25 protein-coding genes are annotated in these 18,305 nt (G+C 60.9%); 10 read left to right on the forward strand and 15 right to left on the reverse strand.

All coding sequences use genetic code 11. From position 1 onward, the window contains the following. The first annotated feature begins 336 nt into the window (after positions 1-336). The 3 genes from MKL09_RS04995 (at position 337) to MKL09_RS05005 (ending at position 2,174) form a co-directional block, all read left to right on the forward strand. Entirely contained in the window at positions 337-1,125 is a 789-nt protein-coding gene (locus tag MKL09_RS04995; RefSeq protein WP_244018521.1) for a Crp/Fnr family transcriptional regulator, read from the forward strand. A gap of 66 nt (positions 1,126-1,191) precedes the next feature. Then, the gene (locus MKL09_RS05000; RefSeq protein WP_244018523.1) at positions 1,192-1,443 is read left to right on the forward strand and encodes a DUF6894 family protein; all 252 of its coding nucleotides are present in this window, start codon (positions 1,192-1,194) and stop codon (positions 1,441-1,443) included. A 101-nt stretch (positions 1,444-1,544) separates the two neighbouring features. Continuing rightward, positions 1,545-2,174, forward strand: coding sequence for a Crp/Fnr family transcriptional regulator (locus MKL09_RS05005; protein WP_313901169.1), 630 nt, complete (start codon positions 1,545-1,547; stop codon positions 2,172-2,174). 34 nt (positions 2,175-2,208) lie between these two features. Here MKL09_RS05005 and MKL09_RS05010 read toward each other — a convergent pair whose 3' ends face one another. The 9 genes from MKL09_RS05010 to MKL09_RS05050 all read right to left on the reverse strand — a co-directional run bounded on the left by MKL09_RS05010 (position 2,209) and on the right by MKL09_RS05050 (position 7,119). Beyond that, positions 2,209-2,412, reverse strand: coding sequence for a hypothetical protein (locus MKL09_RS05010; protein ID WP_244018527.1), 204 nt, complete (start codon positions 2,410-2,412; stop codon positions 2,209-2,211). After that, positions 2,399-2,590: a hypothetical protein gene (locus tag MKL09_RS05015; RefSeq protein WP_244018529.1), complete on the reverse strand. Its 192-nt coding sequence runs from the start codon at positions 2,588-2,590 to the stop codon at positions 2,399-2,401. The genes MKL09_RS05010 and MKL09_RS05015 overlap by 14 nt, the downstream gene beginning before the upstream one ends. Then, a complete protein-coding gene (locus MKL09_RS05020; RefSeq protein WP_244018531.1) occupies positions 2,587-2,850 on the reverse strand; it encodes a hypothetical protein in 264 nt (87 codons plus the stop codon). Before MKL09_RS05020 ends, MKL09_RS05015 begins: the two co-directional genes overlap by 4 nt. 36 nt (positions 2,851-2,886) lie before the next feature. Further along, positions 2,887-3,150 (reverse strand): hypothetical protein, encoded by a 264-nt coding sequence (locus tag MKL09_RS05025; protein ID WP_244018533.1) that lies wholly within the window; start codon positions 3,148-3,150, stop codon positions 2,887-2,889. 3 nt (positions 3,151-3,153) lie between these two features. Then, complete coding sequence (locus tag MKL09_RS05030; RefSeq protein ID WP_244018535.1) at positions 3,154-3,918, reverse strand: Crp/Fnr family transcriptional regulator; 765 nt, start codon at positions 3,916-3,918, stop codon at positions 3,154-3,156. Between the two features lie 351 nt (positions 3,919-4,269). Further along, the gene (locus tag MKL09_RS05035; RefSeq protein WP_244018600.1) at positions 4,270-5,007 is read right to left on the reverse strand and encodes a sigma-70 family RNA polymerase sigma factor; all 738 of its coding nucleotides are present in this window, start codon (positions 5,005-5,007) and stop codon (positions 4,270-4,272) included. 394 nt (positions 5,008-5,401) lie between these two features. Next, positions 5,402-5,710, reverse strand: coding sequence for a hypothetical protein (locus MKL09_RS05040; protein ID WP_244018537.1), 309 nt, complete (start codon positions 5,708-5,710; stop codon positions 5,402-5,404). 65 nt (positions 5,711-5,775) lie between these two features. Further along, complete coding sequence (locus MKL09_RS05045) at positions 5,776-6,420, reverse strand: ParA family protein (protein WP_244018539.1); 645 nt, start codon at positions 6,418-6,420, stop codon at positions 5,776-5,778. 159 nt (positions 6,421-6,579) lie between these two features. Beyond that, positions 6,580-7,119 carry a hypothetical protein gene (locus MKL09_RS05050; RefSeq protein WP_244018541.1) on the reverse strand — a complete coding sequence of 180 codons (540 nt, stop codon included), beginning with the start codon at positions 7,117-7,119 and terminating at the stop codon, positions 6,580-6,582. A 197-nt stretch (positions 7,120-7,316) separates the two neighbouring features. Between MKL09_RS05050 and MKL09_RS05055 the strand changes: the two genes are divergently transcribed. The 5 genes from MKL09_RS05055 to gmd all read left to right on the forward strand — a co-directional run bounded on the left by MKL09_RS05055 (position 7,317) and on the right by gmd (position 11,514). Beyond that, positions 7,317-7,664 carry a hypothetical protein gene (locus MKL09_RS05055; RefSeq protein WP_244018542.1) on the forward strand — a complete coding sequence of 116 codons (348 nt, stop codon included), beginning with the start codon at positions 7,317-7,319 and terminating at the stop codon, positions 7,662-7,664. Then, on the forward strand, positions 7,657-7,872 hold the full coding sequence (locus MKL09_RS05060) for a hypothetical protein (RefSeq protein ID WP_244018544.1): 216 nt from the start codon (positions 7,657-7,659) through the stop codon (positions 7,870-7,872). Before MKL09_RS05055 ends, MKL09_RS05060 begins: the two co-directional genes overlap by 8 nt. Next, complete coding sequence (locus MKL09_RS05065; protein WP_244018546.1) at positions 7,869-8,933, forward strand: site-specific integrase; 1,065 nt, start codon at positions 7,869-7,871, stop codon at positions 8,931-8,933. Before MKL09_RS05060 ends, MKL09_RS05065 begins: the two co-directional genes overlap by 4 nt. 410 nt (positions 8,934-9,343) lie before the next feature. Further along, entirely contained in the window at positions 9,344-10,483 is a 1,140-nt protein-coding gene (locus tag MKL09_RS05070) for a glycosyltransferase family 4 protein (protein WP_244018547.1), read from the forward strand. Continuing rightward, positions 10,480-11,514, forward strand: a complete 1,035-nt coding sequence (gene gmd / locus MKL09_RS05075) for a GDP-mannose 4,6-dehydratase (protein WP_244018549.1) — start codon at positions 10,480-10,482, stop codon at positions 11,512-11,514. Before MKL09_RS05070 ends, gmd begins: the two co-directional genes overlap by 4 nt. A gap of 506 nt (positions 11,515-12,020) precedes the next feature. On the opposite strand, the gene MKL09_RS05080 is transcribed toward gmd, so the two are convergent. The 4 genes from MKL09_RS05080 to MKL09_RS05095 form a co-directional block, all read right to left on the reverse strand. After that, positions 12,021-12,542: a MucR family transcriptional regulator gene (locus MKL09_RS05080; RefSeq protein ID WP_244018551.1), complete on the reverse strand. Its 522-nt coding sequence runs from the start codon at positions 12,540-12,542 to the stop codon at positions 12,021-12,023. Between the two features lie 636 nt (positions 12,543-13,178). Beyond that, on the reverse strand, positions 13,179-13,412 hold the full coding sequence (locus MKL09_RS05085; protein WP_244018553.1) for a hypothetical protein: 234 nt from the start codon (positions 13,410-13,412) through the stop codon (positions 13,179-13,181). Next, positions 13,409-13,747: a hypothetical protein gene (locus tag MKL09_RS05090; protein ID WP_244018555.1), complete on the reverse strand. Its 339-nt coding sequence runs from the start codon at positions 13,745-13,747 to the stop codon at positions 13,409-13,411. The genes MKL09_RS05085 and MKL09_RS05090 overlap by 4 nt, the downstream gene beginning before the upstream one ends. Next, the gene (locus tag MKL09_RS05095) at positions 13,735-14,019 is read right to left on the reverse strand and encodes a hypothetical protein (RefSeq protein ID WP_244018557.1); all 285 of its coding nucleotides are present in this window, start codon (positions 14,017-14,019) and stop codon (positions 13,735-13,737) included. The genes MKL09_RS05090 and MKL09_RS05095 overlap by 13 nt, the downstream gene beginning before the upstream one ends. Before the next feature lie 181 nt (positions 14,020-14,200). Here MKL09_RS05095 and MKL09_RS05100 point away from each other — a divergent pair, with 181 nt between their 5' ends. Together MKL09_RS05100 and MKL09_RS05105 are read left to right on the forward strand one after the other, a co-directional pair. Continuing rightward, on the forward strand, positions 14,201-14,632 hold the full coding sequence (locus MKL09_RS05100; protein WP_244018602.1) for a hypothetical protein: 432 nt from the start codon (positions 14,201-14,203) through the stop codon (positions 14,630-14,632). Positions 14,633-14,731: 99 nt separating this feature from the next. Then, positions 14,732-15,631, forward strand: coding sequence for a hypothetical protein (locus tag MKL09_RS05105; protein WP_244018559.1), 900 nt, complete (start codon positions 14,732-14,734; stop codon positions 15,629-15,631). A 65-nt stretch (positions 15,632-15,696) separates the two neighbouring features. On the opposite strand, the gene MKL09_RS05110 is transcribed toward MKL09_RS05105, so the two are convergent. Then, entirely contained in the window at positions 15,697-16,863 is a 1,167-nt protein-coding gene (locus MKL09_RS05110) for a hypothetical protein (RefSeq protein WP_244018561.1), read from the reverse strand. A gap of 343 nt (positions 16,864-17,206) precedes the next feature. Then, on the reverse strand, positions 17,207-17,968 hold the full coding sequence (locus MKL09_RS05115) for a hypothetical protein (protein ID WP_244018563.1): 762 nt from the start codon (positions 17,966-17,968) through the stop codon (positions 17,207-17,209). Between the last annotated feature and the right edge of the window lie 337 nt (positions 17,969-18,305).

An 18,305-nucleotide genomic window follows, 5' to 3' on the forward strand; every position in this document is an offset into this window, starting at 1 on the left:
GGATTTCCTGACAACTGGCGCGAGATACCGCCATGGAATTTCCACTGATGCTAAAAGCTTAAGAGCGGTCCGTTCGCCACGGGCGGCCATCCTCTCGGGACGCCGGTGAGATCGACGACCTCCCCCGCCAGCCCGTGATCAGATCGGGCGGCGGGGCGGAGCCGAGGGCGGATGCCGTACCCAACTATGGGCAGCACCGCCAAATACAACATATGATGAAGTATCGGGGCCGTATCGCAGTCTCACGATGCGCTGGGCCTCGAAGTCCATCCTGTGTGATTGCGATACGCCGTCCGGATCGGGGCGAAACGACCGCCGAAGAGCGCGTCATGAGCCATGATCCATACCTTGATCCGCAAGCTCAGCACCGCAGGCGGGCTAACCGAGGCAGATGAAGGGACGTTGCGGCGCGTAAGCCTGCACAGCCGACAGGTCCCAGCCCATCAGGATCTCACCAGCGAGGAAGACCGGCCAGAGAACGTACATCTCGTCCTCTCCGGCTTCGTCTGCCGCTACAAGATCCTGGCGAAGGGGCAGCGCCACATCACTGCCCTCATGGTGCCGGGCGATTTCTGCGACCTGCACGTCGCCATCCTTGACGAGATGGACCATTCGCTCGGCACGATAACGCCGTGCACCGTGGTGGAGATCCCCCGCACCACCATCCAGGACCTGACCGAGAACCATCCCCGCATCGCCCACGCTCTCTGGTGGGCGACGCTCGTGGACGAGGCGGTATTGCGCGAATGGCTCGTGAGCTTAGCAAAGCGTGAAGCCGCCGAGCGGATGGCGCATCTGTTCTGTGAACTGCTGCTGCGCCTGAGCGTAGTCGGCTTGGCGGAGAAGAATGGCTACGCTTTGCCCTTCACCCAACTCGACCTCGCCGACATGCTCGGTCTGACACCTGTTCACGTGAACCGCGTGATAAAATACCTTCGGTCCGAAGACCTGATCGTCCTCAAGAAGCGTCGCCTTGAGATCCCAGATGTGGCTCGGCTGAAAACGTTCTACGACTTCGTTCCAACCTACCTGCATCACACTCCAAGAGCGAAAAAATATTTGGCCGCACCAACACAAGCTACAAACGTCAGCCCCCGAATGAGGCAGAACTCAACACATCGCTGATCGAACATTTGGGCGTCAGCGGCTGAGAGATGCGAGTGCTCCCGCCTGAGTGAGGCCGGATATCTCATGCCGCATTTTTTCTTCGACACCGACGACGGCAACTTTCGCCACGAGGACGATGAGGGCTTCGAATTGCCCAGCATCGACGCTGCTCGCATCGAGGCATTGGCTGCTCTCCCGGAAATGGCCCGCAACAAGTCCCCGGACCGGGACCATCGCACCTTCTCGGTTCGGGTGCGCGATAAGGACGGGACGGCGGTCTACTCCGCCTCGCTCGACTTGGTCGGCAAGTGGCACGTTCCACGTGCGGGTTCGTAGTCTTGACCCTCCTCCAGCAGTCCGACGTTCGCAACAAGCTCCTCCAAGCCCTATCGCCGAAAGACTTTGCCAGTCTGCGGCCCGCGTTGCGCCCTCAGGAGATGCCCTTGCGGCACGTCCTGATCCCCTCCCATACGACGATCGAGACCGCTTACTTCCCGGAGGCGGGCTTCGTCTCGGTCACCAGCGATCAACCCAGCGGTCGGGTCGAGATCGGGCTGATCGGCCGGGAGGGGCTGGTCGGGGCCTCCCTCACCCTGCTCGGCGACGCCCGTAGCCCGCACATCCATTTCGTGCAGATGGCCGGGCACATGCTGAGCATCGACGTGGCGGTGCTGCAGGCCGAGGTGGAGCAGCGCCCGGCCCTGCGTCGGGTGCTGCATCGCTCAATCCAGGCGCAGTTCGTCCAGACGGCCCAGGCGGCCTTCGCCAACGCGCGGGGCAACACGGCGACCCGCCTCGCTCGATGGCTGTTGATGTGCCACGACCGGATCGACGGCGATCAGATCACGGTCACGCAGGACTTCATGTCGTTCATGCTGGGCGTCGAGCGTCCGGGCGTGACGGCGGCGCTGAAGTCACTGGAGAAGGATGGCCTCGTGCGGAAGCACCGAGGCACTGTCGAAATCGCCGACCGAGACGGCCTGCTCGACCACGCTGGCGATAGCTACGGTGGGGCAGAGGCGGAGTATGCCCGCTTGATCGAAGGGCGCTTCGAGCCGAACATATGATCACTTGGACGGCTCGCTAGGGCACGACGACGAGCTACTGCACCAGCCCAGGACCATCTACGAGGCCAAGGCGCAGGGCGATAGCTAATAGGTCGTCGTGCGAGATCCACTCGCGGCCGTCGATCTGCCAGCGCGCGAACTCCTCGTCTGGCTCGACGGTGTGGCCATGCGCCTGCAACGCCGCCACAGCTTCAAGAGTGGGGTCGTAATCCTCCGTCACGAGGCTAGGCGGATGCAACGATCATACGGCATCGCGCTTCAGTAAGGTGCTCCTCATCTAGATGCTTAGGCATGTCGGCGACCACCTTCTCGACGATCGTGTGCGTTGTCGCCTCGTCCAGTCCGAGGCCGCGGGCAAATCCATTGAGGCGCGCCATCGCTCGAAGCACCGCGGCTTTGTCGAACGGTTCGCTCATGTCTTCACCGGAAGGGCCAACAGGATCGCGGATCTGACCGCAGCTCGCTTGCTGCCGCTTTTGGCCGTCGGTTCCTTAACAACAGCCGATGCGTGGCGATCTGCTCGGACAGCGCTAGTGAGATCGACGACCCAACCGAAAGCCAACTCGAACGGTCCGGCCTTGGGATTGAGGAGCACCGCATCGACGGCAGCCCTCACTTGTGCCTCGGTGACCTCTTTCGATTTCAAGAGGTCGGACACGGTGGTGTTGCTGACCATGCTGCGAAAGCCGCCCTAACCTACTGCCTCAAGCCGTCATCCTCGTAGGCACTGCCGCACCCAACGCGTTGCGTCCTCAAGGGTGTCGAACACAGGCGCGCGCCTCCCCGCCAGCCGTCCTAGTCCGGCTTCTATGAACCAAGCCCCGGACCGCGCGTGCTCTGAGGCGTCAAGACGGACCAGCACGGCGACCAGCAGACCGTTGGCCATCACCAGCATGCCCTCGCGGTCAGGGCTGCCGGTGTCGACCGCGATCGGCTGAAGCACAATCAGGGTCTCGACGTTGCCCTGTTCGGACATCGGCTAACCCTCCTGGGCGCGACCGGGCCAGCTCAGATCGCGGCGCTCGCCCCAGCGGGTGTTGCGCAGGTGCAGGTAGTTCGGCGCGAAGCTACAGAAAGCCTTGAGCCGCTCGACATCGAGGATGGTGAGCACCCGGCTCTTGAGGTGGATCAGGCCGAGCGCGCGCAGCTCCCGCAGGGTCCGGTTCACGTGCACGTCGGACAGGCCCATCGTCTCGGCGATATCGGTCTGCGTCAGCGGAAACGCGTAGCTGTTATCGGTAACACGTCCGACCGCTTCCAGGCGCATGAGAAGTTCGCACAGAAGGTGCGCGATGCGCTGACCTGGGGCACGTCCACCCATGTTGACGAGCCACTCACGCAGGACGGCACCGTCGACCAAGGAGCACCACCAGAAGGCCCGCGCGATGCTCGAGTGATGGGCCGCGATCTCGTCGATAGCCTTGCGCGGGACATCCACGACCTTGCATGCCGAGATGGTGCCGATGTTGTGGTCCATCTCGTCGAGGATGAAGACGTTCAGGTCGCAGAAGTCGCCCGGCACCAGGAGGGCCATGATCTGGCGCTGCCCGTCCGGGAGCACCTTGTAGCGGCAGGCGAAACCGTCGAGGATGAGCAGGACGTTGTCCGGCTTGTCGCCTTCCTGGATCAGATCCTGGCGGGCGCCTACCTGCCGTACCTTGAGCGTCAGCCCGTTCAGGGCCCAGCGCGCCTGGTCGGACAAAGGCTCGAAGCTCTCAAGCTTCCGCGTCAGCGCTTGCTGCATCGGACCGCCCTCATGGGTGGGAGACCGAGCTTGCGTCTGGAAGGTACCCCTCGAAGGGCCACTTGGCCGAGTGGCTCCGATCCCGCGTACAGAAACGAGCGCAATCTCGGCTTCCCCCGCCCTGCCTGGGAACAGATGACCTGCGCCAAAAGGGTCGGCGACGAGCCTTGAATTCGGTCGGGTCGGAACAAGCTAGGCAGACGATAATCGGACACGATGCGTTCACGTAGCCCGTTATGCTCGCATCACTGCGGCGCCGGCCCCACACTCGTGCCAGCGAATGACAAGGCTAATCCGATCAAAAAGCAGGTTTTGAAGAGAGTTGAACCTGATAAAGCTATTGGTACGTTATCAGACCGTCCAACTGTCCGCTCTCGCCGCGGCCAAAGTAACCCCGTCACTACCGATTTCGGACCCGGTATAGCCCAGCATCTCCGCGAGCTGTTCCCGGGCGCGCCAGACACGGCTTTTCACGGTGCCGATCTGGCAGTTCATCGCAGCAGCGGCTTCCTGGTAGGTCAGGTTTTCGATCACGATGAGGACGAGAGCTTGGCGTGAATTCGGGGCCATTCGAGCGAGCGCTGCCTTCAAATCACGCAGGTCGAGATGGCCGTTTTGCTCCGGTAGAGAGATCATCTGAGCGGCATGCGCACCTTCCTCGTCTTCCACCTCGCGCATACGCTTCCGACACTCGCTGTAAAACTGGTTTCGCATGATAGTGAAAGACCACGACTCCAAGTTCGTGCCTCGAATGAAGTTCGTTTGCCCGCGCAATGCGCGCAACAGAGTTTCCTGAACTAGGTCGTCCGCTGTGGTGTTATTGCGCGTCAACGAGCGGGCAAAACGATGCAGTGCCGGCGTCAGTGCTAAAAGCCCCTCACGAAACTCAGCTCCCCCGGCATCCTGAGCGCTCTTGAGGGCGGCATCAATCTTCGCGATTAGCTTAGCAAAATTATCTGGAATGTTCTCGCGCTCAGCAATCCGCGTATACGTCGCGCCAAGCAGCTGCCCGAGGTGAAAACGAACGCCTGCGGGCAAATCCGGCTTTTGCCGAGTAGTCACGGCACAGCTGGGCTTAGATTGAACCATGACCGTGGCCGAGTCAGAGGGATAGCCCCTCAAGCAAAACCACTCATCCGGCGGTCGCGCGATTGAGTCTGCATCTTTTTACAGTTTTTTCAGGAAATATCATTTTTCAATCTATCGCGCGCAAGGCGGAGAGGTCGTCTTGCACAGTGCCCGAATACCCCCCTTGCCCAACCATGCGTGGCACATACACATACTTGGACCAACAGAAACTAATGGGTTTCGTCACCCACCGTCTGGGCACAAGGTTGGCCGGGCGGCCATATCATCACGGCTCACCCTATCTCGCGCCGCCCTATGACCGCAGTGGTATTCCTCACATCCTGGATGCCTTAATGCCTGCAAGCCTGCGATCAGGCAAAGCGAGCCCTCCCTGACGGGTAGCTGGATCGCCGAATTACATCTTCTTGATGGGCAATCGCCGCTCTACCACTGGCGGCTTGCGATGCCTCAACAGGATGTCGTTGAACGCATCGACCATCAGCCGCTCAAGCGGGATGTCGAGGTCCTGCGCCAACCTAGACATCTCGACCCAGCCCGCACGGTTCACACGGACCTGCATCGTCTTCAGGTCGGACGGGCCAGGAGCAGGCGGCTCGGCTTCCCGCGAGGGCTCTGCATCATCCGACACGGCCGCAGCGGGCATAGGTGCCGACGCCTTCTGCTCCACGAAGCTGTTGAGTTTCGGACGGACCGGGCCAGCCATCGTTGATGCCTCGATTGCGGATTGAAGTGATGCAGGATGCGCGGCTTACCGCGATGCCGCTTCTACTACTTGCGGCGGAACTCATGGGCTAGCGCGACCACCTGAGACCACATGGATGCGATCTCGGTGGCCGCCCTTCCCTCGGGGTCGTACTCGTTCACAGACTGGCCGGAGATCAGGGCGTGGCTCAGGCCGGCGCGCTGCGACACCTGACCGGGGAGCACGGGCGCTCCCATCCCGGAAAGCATGGCGCGCGCCTCAGCGACGATCGATATCTCGGCGTCCCTGGTCGGCGGCGGCGCGGCGTTGATGACGCAAGCGATAGGCGCCTTGAGGCTCTTGGCCATCGATAGGGTCGCGGCCACGGCATCGAGGTCGAAGGGCCCCGGGCGGACCGGGACCACCGTGACGGTCGCTCGCGACATCAGAGAGGAGATAAGGGCGGCGTTGTGAGGCGGGCTGTCGACCACCACCCACTGAACGCCGTCTTCTTTGGCCGCGTCCAAGATCCCGGGGAAGGTGACGCCGTCTGCCTTGGCCAACAGGGGCGTGTCGGCCTCGCGACGCTTGTACCAGAAGGACAGCGAGCCCTGCGGGTCGGCATCGACCAATAGCGTGGGCCCCTCGCGCTGGGCCAAGGCCCCAAAGTGAGCGCACAGGGTGGACTTGCCGCTGCCGCCCTTCTGGGTCGCCACCAGGATCACATGCATCGCGGCTTCCACGGTTCCCGGCAACCCGAACTGCCGGCATCCTCTCATCCCGCGGTTAAGGGTTCCGCTCAAGCCTGGAAAGCGCGCTGCCGCGAGACCGCCATGCAGGCAAGCAGGGTTGCAGGCGGCATGGGAAGGCCGCCCGCAGCGGTCGGGCCCCTAGTGGCGGGCCGCCAGTGCCTTCTGAATGACGCCCTTGGCTTCGGTCAGGGAGTAGAGCATGCGCTGCTCATGGGCGTATTCGTCTGTCGCCTCGCGCCGGCTTACGCCACTGGCCCAGGGCTCAGGCTCGGCTAAGACCATGGCCTCAATGTCGGGGTCGACAGGCCTATCTGTGAACTTCCGGTCATCAGGGGCCATCATCTTCTCAAGCTCCTGACGCCCCAGGGAGCCTTCGGGCAGATTGTGCGGCAGGATGTTCGAGGCGGCCGGGTTCTGGAGGAACCACGCCATCCACTCGCCACTGATCGCGGCCCGGCGGCTGTAATCCGCAATCCCCGCGTCGAGGTGGACCAGCGTCCCCTTCAAGCCCGTCTTCAGCAGGTAGCATAAGGCGTCGTTGATGCTGCCGAGGAAGATGCTGTTGATGTAGTCGCCCCCACGGTCGGACGGCTCCTCGAACGGAACCTTGATCAGCGCCTTAGCGGCAGCTTTGATCTCGGGCGGCATGCGAAGCGCGAATGCGGTCGTCTCGGCCATCGGGGCACCTCCTGATATTAACCGAGACCGATGATATCATTTGTCGATGTGATATCAAGCGTCCATCTTGATACCAATGCCTGCATGCCGCTAATGCGGTATCGCGGTCATGAGGATATCCGGCTTGCCTTCACGTCGATCATAACGTAACTTCCGATAATGTTTCTTCTCGGAAGTTATGCCGTTAGGTGAAACCTATGGCGACGATCCATCTGATAGACCGAACTTCGGGCCAGCTTTTGCCGGTAAAACCGCCCAAAGCCGCGACCTGCAATGGGTGTGGCTACTGCTGCGCCGTCGAGCCGTGCGCCCACGCGGTCGAATACGTTGGTGCCGGCAAGGAAGGCCCGTGCCCGGCTCTGGAGTTCGAGGACGGCCGGGCTTGGTGCGGGCTCGTCCGGCACGCCAGCCGATACATGGATCTGCCGAACGACTGGGCTGACAAGATCATGGGCGAAATGTTCGCGGCGGCGTTGGGCGCCGGCCGTGGTTGTGATGCCGACGACTACACGCTGCCGGACGTTGGGGAGGTGAGCGATGCCTAAGCCGCCCGCCTGGCCGCCGACCGACCCCGCCTCCATGAAGGGCGGGCTGGAATGGTTCGCCCGGACCTATCCCGAGGACGCCTATGCCAAGTTGCTCAAGGTCCGCGATGAGTTGGTGGCGCAGGGGTATCCCGAGAAGGTAGTCCGCGAGATGCTGAACAAGCAGGCGGACCAGTACAGCCTACCGCATCTGCCGAAGACGCCATGACCGACGACGCGCCCAACACTCTGCCGGCCGAGCTGCCCGCCTATTCCGGTGGGTTGCCGGCTGAGGCCATGGCCTTGGTCCGATCCTATCAGCGCGCCTCGAAGGCTGATGCGACCGTGCGGGCCTACACGGCTGACGCCAAGATCTTTCAGGCTTGGTGCAGCCGCCATGGGTTCGAGGCCGTGCCGGCGAGCCCCGAGGCGGTGGCTGGGTTCATCGTCTCGGAAGCGGAGGCGGGCCGGGCCGCCTCGACCATCGATCGGCGGATCGCCGCCATTAAGTATGCGCATAAGCTGGCGAAGGCGCTGGACCCTACCGACGACGAAGCGGTGAGGGCGGTGCTGAAGGGTGTCCGTCGCCGGATCGGCACGGCGCCAACCCAGAAGGCAGCCGCCACGGTCGACATCGTCCAGATCCTCCTGGCTCACACGCCGCAGACCCTTACCGGCAAGCGCGACAGGGCCTTGTTGGCTTTGGGCTTCGCCGGAGCCTTGCGCCGGAGCGAGTTAGTCGCCCTCGACGTCGAGGACCTGGTCGAGCATCCCGAAGGTCTGCGGGTGCGCATCCGGAAGGCGAAGACCGACCAAGAGGGTAGGGGCGCCGAGATCGCGATCCCGCACGGTCGCTACGTCCGGCCGGTGGCATTGGTCCGGGAATGGCTCCATGCCGCCGGCATCACGGAAGGTCCGGTGTTCCGTCCGATCTCGCGGTCTGGACGAGTTAGGGGTGCACAAGTTGGGCGCCCTTCTACTAGCTCAGAGGGTAGGGAATTTCCCAAGCCTCAGGAGAGCGCGGCGAAGGGTGGCCAGATTGGCCACCCTCGGCTCACTGACCGATCCGTCGCCAACATTCTGCAGGCCTACTGCACGGCCGCCGGGCTCGACGCCTCAGCCTTCGGGGCTCATTCCCTGCGGGCGGGCTACATCACCAGCGCGGCCGAGCGTGGGGCTGACCTCGCCCGGATCATGGATCAATCCCGTCACCGGGATCCCAAGACGGTCGTCAGCTACATCCGGCGGGCGAACGCCTTCAAGGGGCACTCGGGGAGTGGGTTTCTGTGAGCGGCTAAGATCAGCCTCACTCCGATCTATCGCTGCAGCAGAAGGATGTCGGCTAATCGCCGAGGTGCTGTCCTCAACCATCTTCCACATCATACGCACGGTCGGCAAGCGGGCTGTGACGATCAGCCAAGAACGGGAGGACGAAGTTCTGTGCTGGGCCGGGATGGCGTGGGCTCAGATGCCCGAGGACTGGCAGTAAAGGCGCTTTCTACCGCTGCGCCCAAGCCTGCGGCATTCCGTCCAATCCTACCTCACGGCTCGCCGACACCACCTCACCGATCTTACAATCAGTCTACAACAATCGAATTTGGCATTGAAAATGCAAGTTGAACAAGCTATGGCTTGTAAAGCAATCAGCCATATGTCTATAATAATGCTTCGTTTTTTTAAATAATAGTTTTGGATTTAAAATGAAAATTGCTTTAATCCATGAATGGCTTACAACCTACGCTGGATCAGATAAAGTTTTAGCAGAAATGTCTACCATTTTTCCGGAAGCAGATATTTTTTGTCTTATCAATTTCCTTTCAGAAAAAGATAAAAACAATTTTCGTGGCAAACTAATAACGCCTTCTTTCCTTCAGAAAGTTCCATTTTCGAGAAAATACTACACATATATGCTGCCCTTGATGCCGCTCGCAATTGAACAGCATGACCTATCGAAATATGATCTTATCATTTCAAACTGTCACGCTGTCGCGAAAGGCGTGATCACGACGCAACGGCAGCTTCACATCTGCTACTGCTATACACCCATGCGCTACGCCTGGGATCTTCAGCACCACTATCTCAATCATTCAGGTTTCGGATCAATCCGTCGTGCTCTTGCGCGGTATTTTTTGCATCGCATGCGGATCTGGGATTATCGTACCGCGAATAGCGTAGATCATTTTATCGCATGCTCAAAATACATTGGCCGCCGTATATGGAAAACGTACCGTCGTGATTCGGCCGTAATCTATCCTAACGTCGACACAGACCATTACAGCATGGTCAATGTGCCCCGTGAAGACTTTTATGTCACGGCGTCGCGCATGGTGCCATATAAGCAAATGCAGCTCATCGTCGAAGCTTTTACCAAAATGCCGGAGAAGAAGCTTGTCGTCATCGGCGACGGACCGAAATTCCGCTACGCAAAATCGATCGCGACGCCCAACATTCAGATTATGGGGTTCCAACCGAACCCAGTTCTGCTGGACCATCTTCAGCGTTGCAAAGCCTTCATCTTCGCTTCTGAAGAGGATTTCGGGATCGCCCCGTTGGAGGCACAAGCCTGCGGAACGCCGGTAATCGCCTACGGTCGAGGCGGGGCGCAGGAAACCGTCGTCGACGGCGTAACCGGCCTGCATTTCCACGAGCAGACCACCGACGCCATCATTGACGCCGTTCACCGCTTCGAGGCCGCGGAGGATCGCTTCGACCGTCAGACGATCCGAGACCACGCCGAGCGCTTTTCCACTCAATCCTTCCGCGCAGCCTTCTCTCGCTACGTCGCCGAGCGATGGGAAGAACACGAGAGAGGGCTCACGAGCCACGAGGCAGGACGATGAAAACCGCAGTCATCACCGGCATCACTGGGCAGGATGGCGCCTATCTCGCCGAGAACCTCTTAGCTAACGGATATAAGGTCTTCGGCACATACCGCCGGGCCAGCTCCGACAATTTTTGGCGTATCCGGGAATTGGGTATCGCCGAGCATCCAGACCTGACGCTATTGTTGCATGACATCACCGATTTTGGATCAACCCTCCGGCTGCTGGAAATGGCTCGCCCGACCGAGATCTACAATCTGGCCGCGCAAACCCATGTGCAGGTCTCCTTCGAACAGCCATTCACGACCGCGCAGATCACCGGTATCGGACCGCTTATCTTCCTCGAAGCAATCCGCGCCTTCGATCGAAAGATCCGCTATTATCAAGCCTCGTCTGCCGAAATGTTCGGTCAAGTCCAGGCCATTCCACAAGACGAAACCACGCCTTTCTATCCTCGAAGCCCGTATGGCGTGTCCAAGCTGTTCGCTCACTGGATGACGATCAACTATCGGGAGTCTTACGATATATTTGCTGCTTCCGGTATACTATTCAACCATGAGTCACCGTTGCGTGGAGTGGAATTCGTGACGCGGAAGATCACGCTGGCAGCAGCTCGCATCAAGCTTGGACAGCAGGCAATCCTCCGGCTCGGAAACTTGGCTGCAAAGCGGGACTGGGGCTACGCCAAGGACTACGTTGAGGGCATGCGGCTGATGCTACAAGCCGAGCGGCCGGAGACTTTTGTCCTCGCCACGAACCGGACCACCTCTGTCCGAGATTTCGTCAGCCTCTCGTTCGAGGCCGCCGGTATTGACCTCGAATGGTCGTCCTCCGGGGTCGACGAATTCGCGGTGTCGCGGCAAAGCGGGGAACGAGTTATCGAAGTCGATCCGGCCTTGTTCCGCCCCGCTGAAGTAGATGCCTTAATTGGCGATTACAGCAAAGCAAATAAAATTCTTGGCTGGGAACCCACAACAGACTTAAGTACACTGTGCTGCCTTATGGTCGAGTCTGATTTACAGCGCTTCAGTACCCGGAGCAATAAATGATTTAATACGTCTTAATATTTGTCAATAAACGCAAGGCATAACCGGCTGCCATAGTTGTTGTTTAAATGCATCTACTCTGCAAATATCGATGCTGACGCAGCATACAAAGCGAGTATCCCGCCACCGACGACGATTAGGACTATGGCAGAGCCAAATGCGCCCAGGGCAACATAAATCATGGATACCTCCTATTGTCTGGACTCCATTACAGTATTCTTTTTATTAATCCTCGTACTTAAGTTATATTTTGTACGGATAAGTCAAAATTGCAATTGAGGAATTGGACGGCACCCCTCTCAGCGCATAGCAAACCACGCTCTGGCTAAATCGCGAAGTGACGCCGCTTGCCGTAGCGGTCGTCTGGGGTGAAGACGCGCCGGCCACACGTGAACGGGGGGAACACGGCGACCGGCGCGCTCGCGGGCGGGAGCCAGTGAAGACTCAACCGCTGCGATAGGTAGAGATATGGGGATCGCCGAGGGGATACGGCAGGTCCCCGCTCAGCCTCAAGCTTCAGCGGCGGCCTTCGCCTTCCGCGGCCGCCCGGCAGCGCGCTTTGGCTTGTCGGAGACGGTCGCCGCCGGCTCGGCGGCCTTCGGAGCTGCTTTCTTGCGTAGCTGACCGAGCCCGAGGCTCTTGGCCAGCGCTGAGCGCTGCTCGGAGTAGCTGGCGGCCGTGGACGGGTAGTCGCGCGACAGGCCGTAGCGCTCGCGGTACTGCTCGATCGTCATGCCGCTCTTGCTGAGGTGCCGCTTCAGCGTCTTGTACGGCTTGCCGTCGACGAAGCTGATGAGCGCGTCGGGGGTAATCGATTTCCGAATTTGCGCCGGGGTGGGCTTATCGACCGCCGGAGCCTCGCGTGTGCTGCCCTGACTGAGCCCCGCTAGCGTACTGTGAATGCTCGCAAGCAGGTCCGGTAGATCACTGGGCCGGACCGAATTTTTCGACACGTAAGCCGAGACGATGTCGGCCGTCAGTTCCATGAAGTCGACGGGCTGGGCGTCGATCGTCTCTGCGTTTTCGTCCACGGTGCACCTGATTTTAGAAAGGCAGCACTCTGTACTTTCGGATGCGATAGGGCAATTCGGAGTGGAGGTTGTTTTGTGTTTCTGTAGCCACTTTCGGCTGAACGACGCAGGCTTATCAACCTGCAAGCGCGGATAAGTTGATCGCGGAGAACGGCGCTTCCGCCTGCAGGCAATTAAACTGGCTTGAGGATGCCAGCGCCCCGTAGCAGTTCGTTAACCATACCGCCGGCACCTTGCTCACGGTCAGCCTGCAGGTACCGCCGTGAACCGAGCCTTCCCTGTCAGCGCTGAGGATCCCGCCGGCGATTGCCCGGTGCCGATCGATACGCTCAGTCGGCTCTACCGCGCCGAGCCGGAGGCATTAGCTGATCAGCTCGGGGGCATCCCGGAAGCCACGCGAGCCCGGCTGGCCATCTACCTCTACGGCCGCAGTCACACGCGCCAACTCGGGGTTCAGATCGCAGCGACCTGCGAAGGCGCCAGTCTTCGGCGCGTCGCAGGTTTCGCCGGAAATGCCCTCCACGATCTCTCGCGACAAAACCCGAGCGCGTGGGTGGATGCGAGCCCGTCGACCGGCGGTAAGCGAGGGGTTAGCCTTGCAGGGTCAGGAGCTGTGGCGCGACGCGCATGACCCGCTCACTCCCACGGCGCTGGAGCGCCCTTCAGCATAGCGTCGTAGTCTGAGGCCATCTCGTGCAGCGACCGGCTGGCGTAGTAGGCCGCCTGTCGAGGGGTTGGCTCCCGAGGCTCGTACAGCGTCGCCTCATACCGGCGGGCTGCATCGGCGGTCTGGGCCGGGGTCAGCCGGACGGGCACCGCCCTGCGGGCTGCTTCCAACCGGGCGACCCGCTCAGCGAGACGCATGCTCATGCGTTCAACCCCGGGCTATCGAGCTTGAACGTGAACCACTCGAAGCCCTTCGGCCATCGCCCAGCCGGCGGAGCCGCAGCGCGCTCCTCATCCGTGAGCAGGGCGGGGGACAGGTCGCGGATCTGATCCCCATCGGTCGCCAGATGGGCGCCAAGGTTCATCACGAAGACCTGGTCCTCCGGATGGATGGCGTGGCCGCGCTCTAGCAGGAAGGTGACGATGTCGCCGATCGGCGTCCCTTGCGAGGCTTCAACCTGGAAGGTGAGATACTTGCCGGTCGAGGGCGGAACAGCCGCCGCCTCTAGCCGCGCGATCCTGTCCATCAACCGTGCCATTGGCGCCGCCCTCCTGCCGATGTCTGCTCTGCGGCCTGCTCCAAGGCGATGAGCCGGGCCGCGACGTCCCGGACCTCGACCGCCTTCACGTGCGCCTCGACCAGCTTGGATAGTTCGGCCGCCTCGGCCGGCGTGATCTCGCCGTCCGCCACGCCCTGCATCAGCGCGCGGGTTGCCTTCGTCAGATCGGCCGCGGTCTCGATCTCCGGCAGGGTGAAGGTGATGGTCCGGTCCTTCCGCGGCGGGCACAGCCGGTCAAGGCATAGCCGCATCGCCAAGAGCGCCGGCCTCAAGTTCGAGAACAATGGCGTGGATGCCAAGGTCCGCGACATCTACCTGCCGGGCAATCCGCGGACGCAGTTGCTTGAGCTTGCCGAAATGGCGGGCATCATGTGGACGCTCGACCGCGATACGGTGGCGATCTGGAAGCGGAACGGGACCCGCTCGGGCGGCATGCCGCTGATCTCTCCCGAGACCGGTCTCGTCGGATACCCGATCGACTGGGCACAGCTCTCAGCCGTGATCCGGTTCGGCCGCGCCAAGGGCTGCTGCGAGGGCTGCGGACGGCCGCACGGGCAGATAGTCTATCACCTTGGCGATGGCCGCTGGTGGGACGCGCGAGCCGGCCGGTGGCGCGATGGGTGGGGCAGACGGATCCGGCTAGCTGCGGAAGCCGACATCCTCAGGCGGGTGCGCCAGACCCGGGTCGTTCTGGCCGCGGCCCATCGGGACCACGACACCGCGAACAACGCAGACGCCAATCTCGCGGCCTTCTGCCAGCGGTGTCACATGATCCATGATCGGCCGGAGCATCAGAGGCGGCGCTGGCGCACGCTGTTCCGGCGGAAGGCGCTTGGGGACCTATTCAGTGGGCCTTACGCTTAGTTTTAGCTTTTCGCTGCTCGAATGGGCTCATATTCAATGAGCCTGACTTTTGGTCTGAGGTTTCCTCTGACCCATCCATAAATCGGGGCCAGCACAACAATGACGCAACGCCCTCCTGAAGCCATCGCTAACAGATATTCAGCCGCAGATATATTTAAAGGCAACACCAAGGACCAACTTGACCGCTTTTTTAACAGCGTTTCTGGGGTTGCATTTAATCTTGTGCTACGAAATCTTGTAAGTTCATACCGTGGCATTCAATTTGATTTGGTAAATCAGGTAGTTTTCAAAGCTCACGAAACTGCGGCGACAGAAATCGGACGGCAGGCGCTATTCAGCATGCGTTCCGCCATTCTTGAAACTGACACCAATTTTGGTGCAGACGCCGTAGAATATATTGGAAACCATCGAGCCCCGCCCGTCGAGCGACTGACCTTTTTCGAATATCTCCTCATAGAGTGCTATCAATATCTACGGCAGATTTGGCCCCGGATTGAGGAGAGCATCAATCGATTTCTACAGGCATCATCGATACGCCTGACATATGCAAATCTCCAATTTCAGCCCACGGATTCTTCTATAATTGAGAAAGGCATTCACGAGCCGTTCTGGGATTTGGTCTCCGACGGCAAATGGTCAAATGTCCGCGCTGATATGCAACAGGCATTCAATCAACGTGATAGCGGCGGACCCGACCCCGCATTTTACGCTGCACGAGCGCTCGAAAGTGCCATCAAGATAATCAGCAACCTAAAAGAATGGACTACCGGCAAGGAAAAGGGAGCCTCTAACTATCTAGACAATCTTGTAAGTCAAAAGAATGGCCGGTTCATTGCCGTATGGGAAGCCGACATATTGAAGGACTTTTTTGGAAAGCTGAGAAACCCCACCGCTCACGGGGCGGGGTCTGACGAACAGCCGAGACTGTCCAGGCATCAGGCAGCTTGGGTTATCGATTTCTGCATCATCTGGATCAAGAGCTTGGTAGGCCGGCTCTGATGATGGCTCATCGCCTACTCCAGCCGCTTCGGCGAGCCTAAGATTCTTGAGACTTTTGGTTGCCGTCACGGCCGCAGAGTTTTGAGGTAAGCCTCCTTGAGGGGCTCCAGCACAGCAAAGGCTCCTGGGCCGCCGCCAATCAGGACGCCCATGCGGGCTCGATCAAGGAGTCCGGCCTTGCAGTCCGCGCTCATCTGGCGCGCCAGAGCTTGGCAGGCCGTTTCGATTGATCGTGCCGCCTCAGGAGTTAGGCCGTTGATTGCCTGCGGATCAAGCTCGACTACCTTTTCCATGAAGGCAACGACAGCCTTCTCGACCGGGTTAGAAGCTCGGAGTTTGCAATCCGCGATCGAGGTCCGCATCAGGTTAAGCACGCGCTGGGCCTCGCTCGTGATAAGCCGCGTGAAGAGCGCCTCGCGCTCGGTATCGGGCAGAGCCGCAGCGCCCTCGGCCTGCGCCAAGAGCCGGGCTGCAGCCATGTCATTCTCGAAAACTTGGATCCGGCCCATCAGACTTCGGATCTGAGCTTCAGCCCGGCCGCTGCGGATCGCTTCGCCGAGAGCGGCAGTTAGGTTGGCGGGCCTCGCAACCGCGCCGAGGGCGGCTTCTGCGTTCCAGGACACGATGTCCCGCGGGGGAGATTTCGCGAGCGGATCGATGTCGGTCACCACGGCCCGGCTCGTCGTGACCGGCACGTTCGCCAGCAGCACGGCGAAGTTCAGCGTCGAGTAGAACGAGATGCGCGCGTAGGCTGTGCCGGCCGCCTGGTCGAGGCCTACGACCACCCGGTGACCGAACGGGAAGGCATTGGCGGGGAGATCGGTCGGTGGTGCGAAATCCCACCAGGCGAAGCCCTTGCCCACGTTGTTCAGGGTGTATGCCTTGAGCGGGTCGAGCGCCGGCAGACGAGCTATATCGGGGAAGGCCTGCGCAAAGAACGTCTGGACGATGTAGGCGATCGCTCGCAGCCCCTCCTCGTCACCGCCGAGCTTAATTTGCTTGTGCGCGGTGCCCATAAAGCGAACCCCACGCTCGCCCTTACCGATCAGAGCGATGTCTATTCCTTTTGCCTTCTGCTCCTCCAGCCATTGGTCCGCCTCTTTTCGCGAAGCAAAGGCAATATGTTGGACCGGTTGGCCTTGTTCGTCCTGCGAGGTGTAAGCCTGCGGATGCCTGAACCGCGGGCCGTCGCTGCTCAGCACAACCTCCTGCCCGGTATCAACATCCGTCATTGCGACGGATGCGGGCTCTTTGTCGTGATCCTTGATAACGCCCAGCTGCGCGTTGAAGATAGCAAGCTGCCCAGCGATGGTCCCGGCTAGCCCAGAATAGGCGTTGTCGTGTTTGGGGCAGTAGATACTTCGGTTGGTACGGCGGCCGCCTAGGGAAGCCGGGAATACATGCTCACCTGAGCCAGCCGTCTTCCCGCAAATGATACAGGTTCTTATCGCCAAGAGCGCGGCCCTCGTCTTGTTGCTGCCCGACCTTGCTAGCGGCTCCGCACGTCCGGCTTCACACACCTGACGTGCCGCGGCGTCAACCCGGTCGTTCGTCATATCGTCCAGATGCAGACCCTCACCGCATGGTTCGGCCCGTCCTACCGCCCGCGAGAATTCTCACAGGATCGCTTTGGTCGAGGTAGACCGCTGCCCCTCGGCAGCCTTTTGACGGTTCCCTATCCACAACTTGTCTCTGTGGATCTCCCTTACCCGTGGGATGCATCGGTTTGCACCCTATGCTGCCCAAGAGCGCCGGGGCTGCGGATCGCCCTCCCCGCCGGAGCCACTGCAGCCACTCCCGGCTGATGATGCGGACCACGTTCGGGTCTGACTTCCGCCCCTGATGGCGACGCTCCTGAATGGTCAGCAGCCCATCGCCCTCAGCTAACCGGATCGCTGCCTGGGCCAGTCGCCGGCAGACACCCGCCCGAGCCGCGATGGCGTCGATGCAGAGCCCGCAGGCGCCGTTGCGGGCCACTTCGTCCCCGACGATGCGCAGGACCGCGAGCTGCCCAGTGGTAAACCGGGACCCGAGCGCGGGCGGCATCGGGCCGGAGCAGGCCAGCCGGCGGCGGCGCTCAATGGCTACGGATCGCTCAGGAGCCCGCTGGGGGCGCTTCGGCGGAAACAGCGTCACACGGCCGAGCGGAATGCCAACGGGCGTCAGAACCCCTCTAATCGCATTCCTGCGGGCATGAAGGGCCTCAGCTAAGCCCTGGGCCTCGTCGTCGGTCACGGCGGCCGAGGCATGGGCCTGCCAGACCTGACGGGACAGGGCGTCCATCTGGGCAAGCGTCGTCGCACCGCCGATCGCGGCCGACATCGTGGCATGGAACATCGTTCACGAACCCTCACGGGCCGCGGCTAGGGCTCAGGCAAAGCCTTCCCGGTGCGAAAAGCAGTGCTTTCGCTTGACTCCCAGCGGGAGATCTGGCTTGTGAGGGGAAGTGACTCGCGCCTCACAGCGCCCCAGGTTTTCAGCACCCTCGTCCTTGCCGGGACGGGGGTGTTGGCTTTTCAGGGTCTCAGTTCCGCAGCGGTTGCTCTCCTGAATTGCCGGCGCACGACTCGCCGAGGCGTGTCAGACCGGAACACCCCATGTCGTCCGGCTCGCACGGTTAAGTCAACGGCAGGGGCGAACAGGCCTTTCTGTCCCGGCTCTTCACGCTTAGAGT

It is taken from the genome of Methylobacterium sp. J-048, from assembly GCF_022829515.1.
Classification (GTDB): domain Bacteria; phylum Pseudomonadota; class Alphaproteobacteria; order Rhizobiales; family Beijerinckiaceae; genus Methylobacterium.

Bases quoted from the DNA above. Each gene is read 5' to 3' on its own strand.
- MKL09_RS04995 (WP_244018521.1), top strand. From the start codon at position 337: ATGATCCATACCTTGATCCGCAAGCTCAGCACCGCAGGCGGGCTAACC.
- gmd (WP_244018549.1), top strand. From the start codon at position 10,480: ATGAAAACCGCAGTCATCACCGGCATCACTGGGCAGGATGGCGCCTAT.
- MKL09_RS05045 (WP_244018539.1), bottom strand. From the start codon at position 6,420: ATGCATGTGATCCTGGTGGCGACCCAGAAGGGCGGCAGCGGCAAGTCC.
- MKL09_RS05105 (WP_244018559.1), top strand. From the start codon at position 14,732: ATGACGCAACGCCCTCCTGAAGCCATCGCTAACAGATATTCAGCCGCA.
- MKL09_RS05015 (WP_244018529.1), bottom strand. From the start codon at position 2,590: ATGAGCGAACCGTTCGACAAAGCCGCGGTGCTTCGAGCGATGGCGCGC.
- MKL09_RS05110 (WP_244018561.1), bottom strand. From the start codon at position 16,863: ATGACGGATGTTGATACCGGGCAGGAGGTTGTGCTGAGCAGCGACGGC.
- MKL09_RS05025 (WP_244018533.1), bottom strand. From the start codon at position 3,150: ATGTCCGAACAGGGCAACGTCGAGACCCTGATTGTGCTTCAGCCGATC.
- MKL09_RS05090 (WP_244018555.1), bottom strand. From the start codon at position 13,747: ATGGCACGGTTGATGGACAGGATCGCGCGGCTAGAGGCGGCGGCTGTT.
- MKL09_RS05060 (WP_244018544.1), top strand. From the start codon at position 7,657: ATGCCTAAGCCGCCCGCCTGGCCGCCGACCGACCCCGCCTCCATGAAG.
- MKL09_RS05035 (WP_244018600.1), bottom strand. From the start codon at position 5,007: ATGGTTCAATCTAAGCCCAGCTGTGCCGTGACTACTCGGCAAAAGCCG.
- MKL09_RS05020 (WP_244018531.1), bottom strand. From the start codon at position 2,850: ATGGTCAGCAACACCACCGTGTCCGACCTCTTGAAATCGAAAGAGGTC.
- MKL09_RS05030 (WP_244018535.1), bottom strand. From the start codon at position 3,918: ATGCAGCAAGCGCTGACGCGGAAGCTTGAGAGCTTCGAGCCTTTGTCC.
- MKL09_RS05005 (WP_313901169.1), top strand. From the start codon at position 1,545: ATGCCCTTGCGGCACGTCCTGATCCCCTCCCATACGACGATCGAGACC.
- MKL09_RS05100 (WP_244018602.1), top strand. From the start codon at position 14,201: ATGCCGCTGATCTCTCCCGAGACCGGTCTCGTCGGATACCCGATCGAC.
- MKL09_RS05095 (WP_244018557.1), bottom strand. From the start codon at position 14,019: ATGCGGCTATGCCTTGACCGGCTGTGCCCGCCGCGGAAGGACCGGACC.
- MKL09_RS05000 (WP_244018523.1), top strand. From the start codon at position 1,192: ATGCCGCATTTTTTCTTCGACACCGACGACGGCAACTTTCGCCACGAG.
- MKL09_RS05065 (WP_244018546.1), top strand. From the start codon at position 7,869: ATGACCGACGACGCGCCCAACACTCTGCCGGCCGAGCTGCCCGCCTAT.
- MKL09_RS05040 (WP_244018537.1), bottom strand. From the start codon at position 5,710: ATGGCTGGCCCGGTCCGTCCGAAACTCAACAGCTTCGTGGAGCAGAAG.
- MKL09_RS05070 (WP_244018547.1), top strand. From the start codon at position 9,344: ATGAAAATTGCTTTAATCCATGAATGGCTTACAACCTACGCTGGATCA.
- MKL09_RS05055 (WP_244018542.1), top strand. From the start codon at position 7,317: ATGGCGACGATCCATCTGATAGACCGAACTTCGGGCCAGCTTTTGCCG.
- MKL09_RS05115 (WP_244018563.1), bottom strand. From the start codon at position 17,968: ATGTTCCATGCCACGATGTCGGCCGCGATCGGCGGTGCGACGACGCTT.
- MKL09_RS05050 (WP_244018541.1), bottom strand. From the start codon at position 7,119: ATGGCCGAGACGACCGCATTCGCGCTTCGCATGCCGCCCGAGATCAAA.
- MKL09_RS05085 (WP_244018553.1), bottom strand. From the start codon at position 13,412: ATGAGCATGCGTCTCGCTGAGCGGGTCGCCCGGTTGGAAGCAGCCCGC.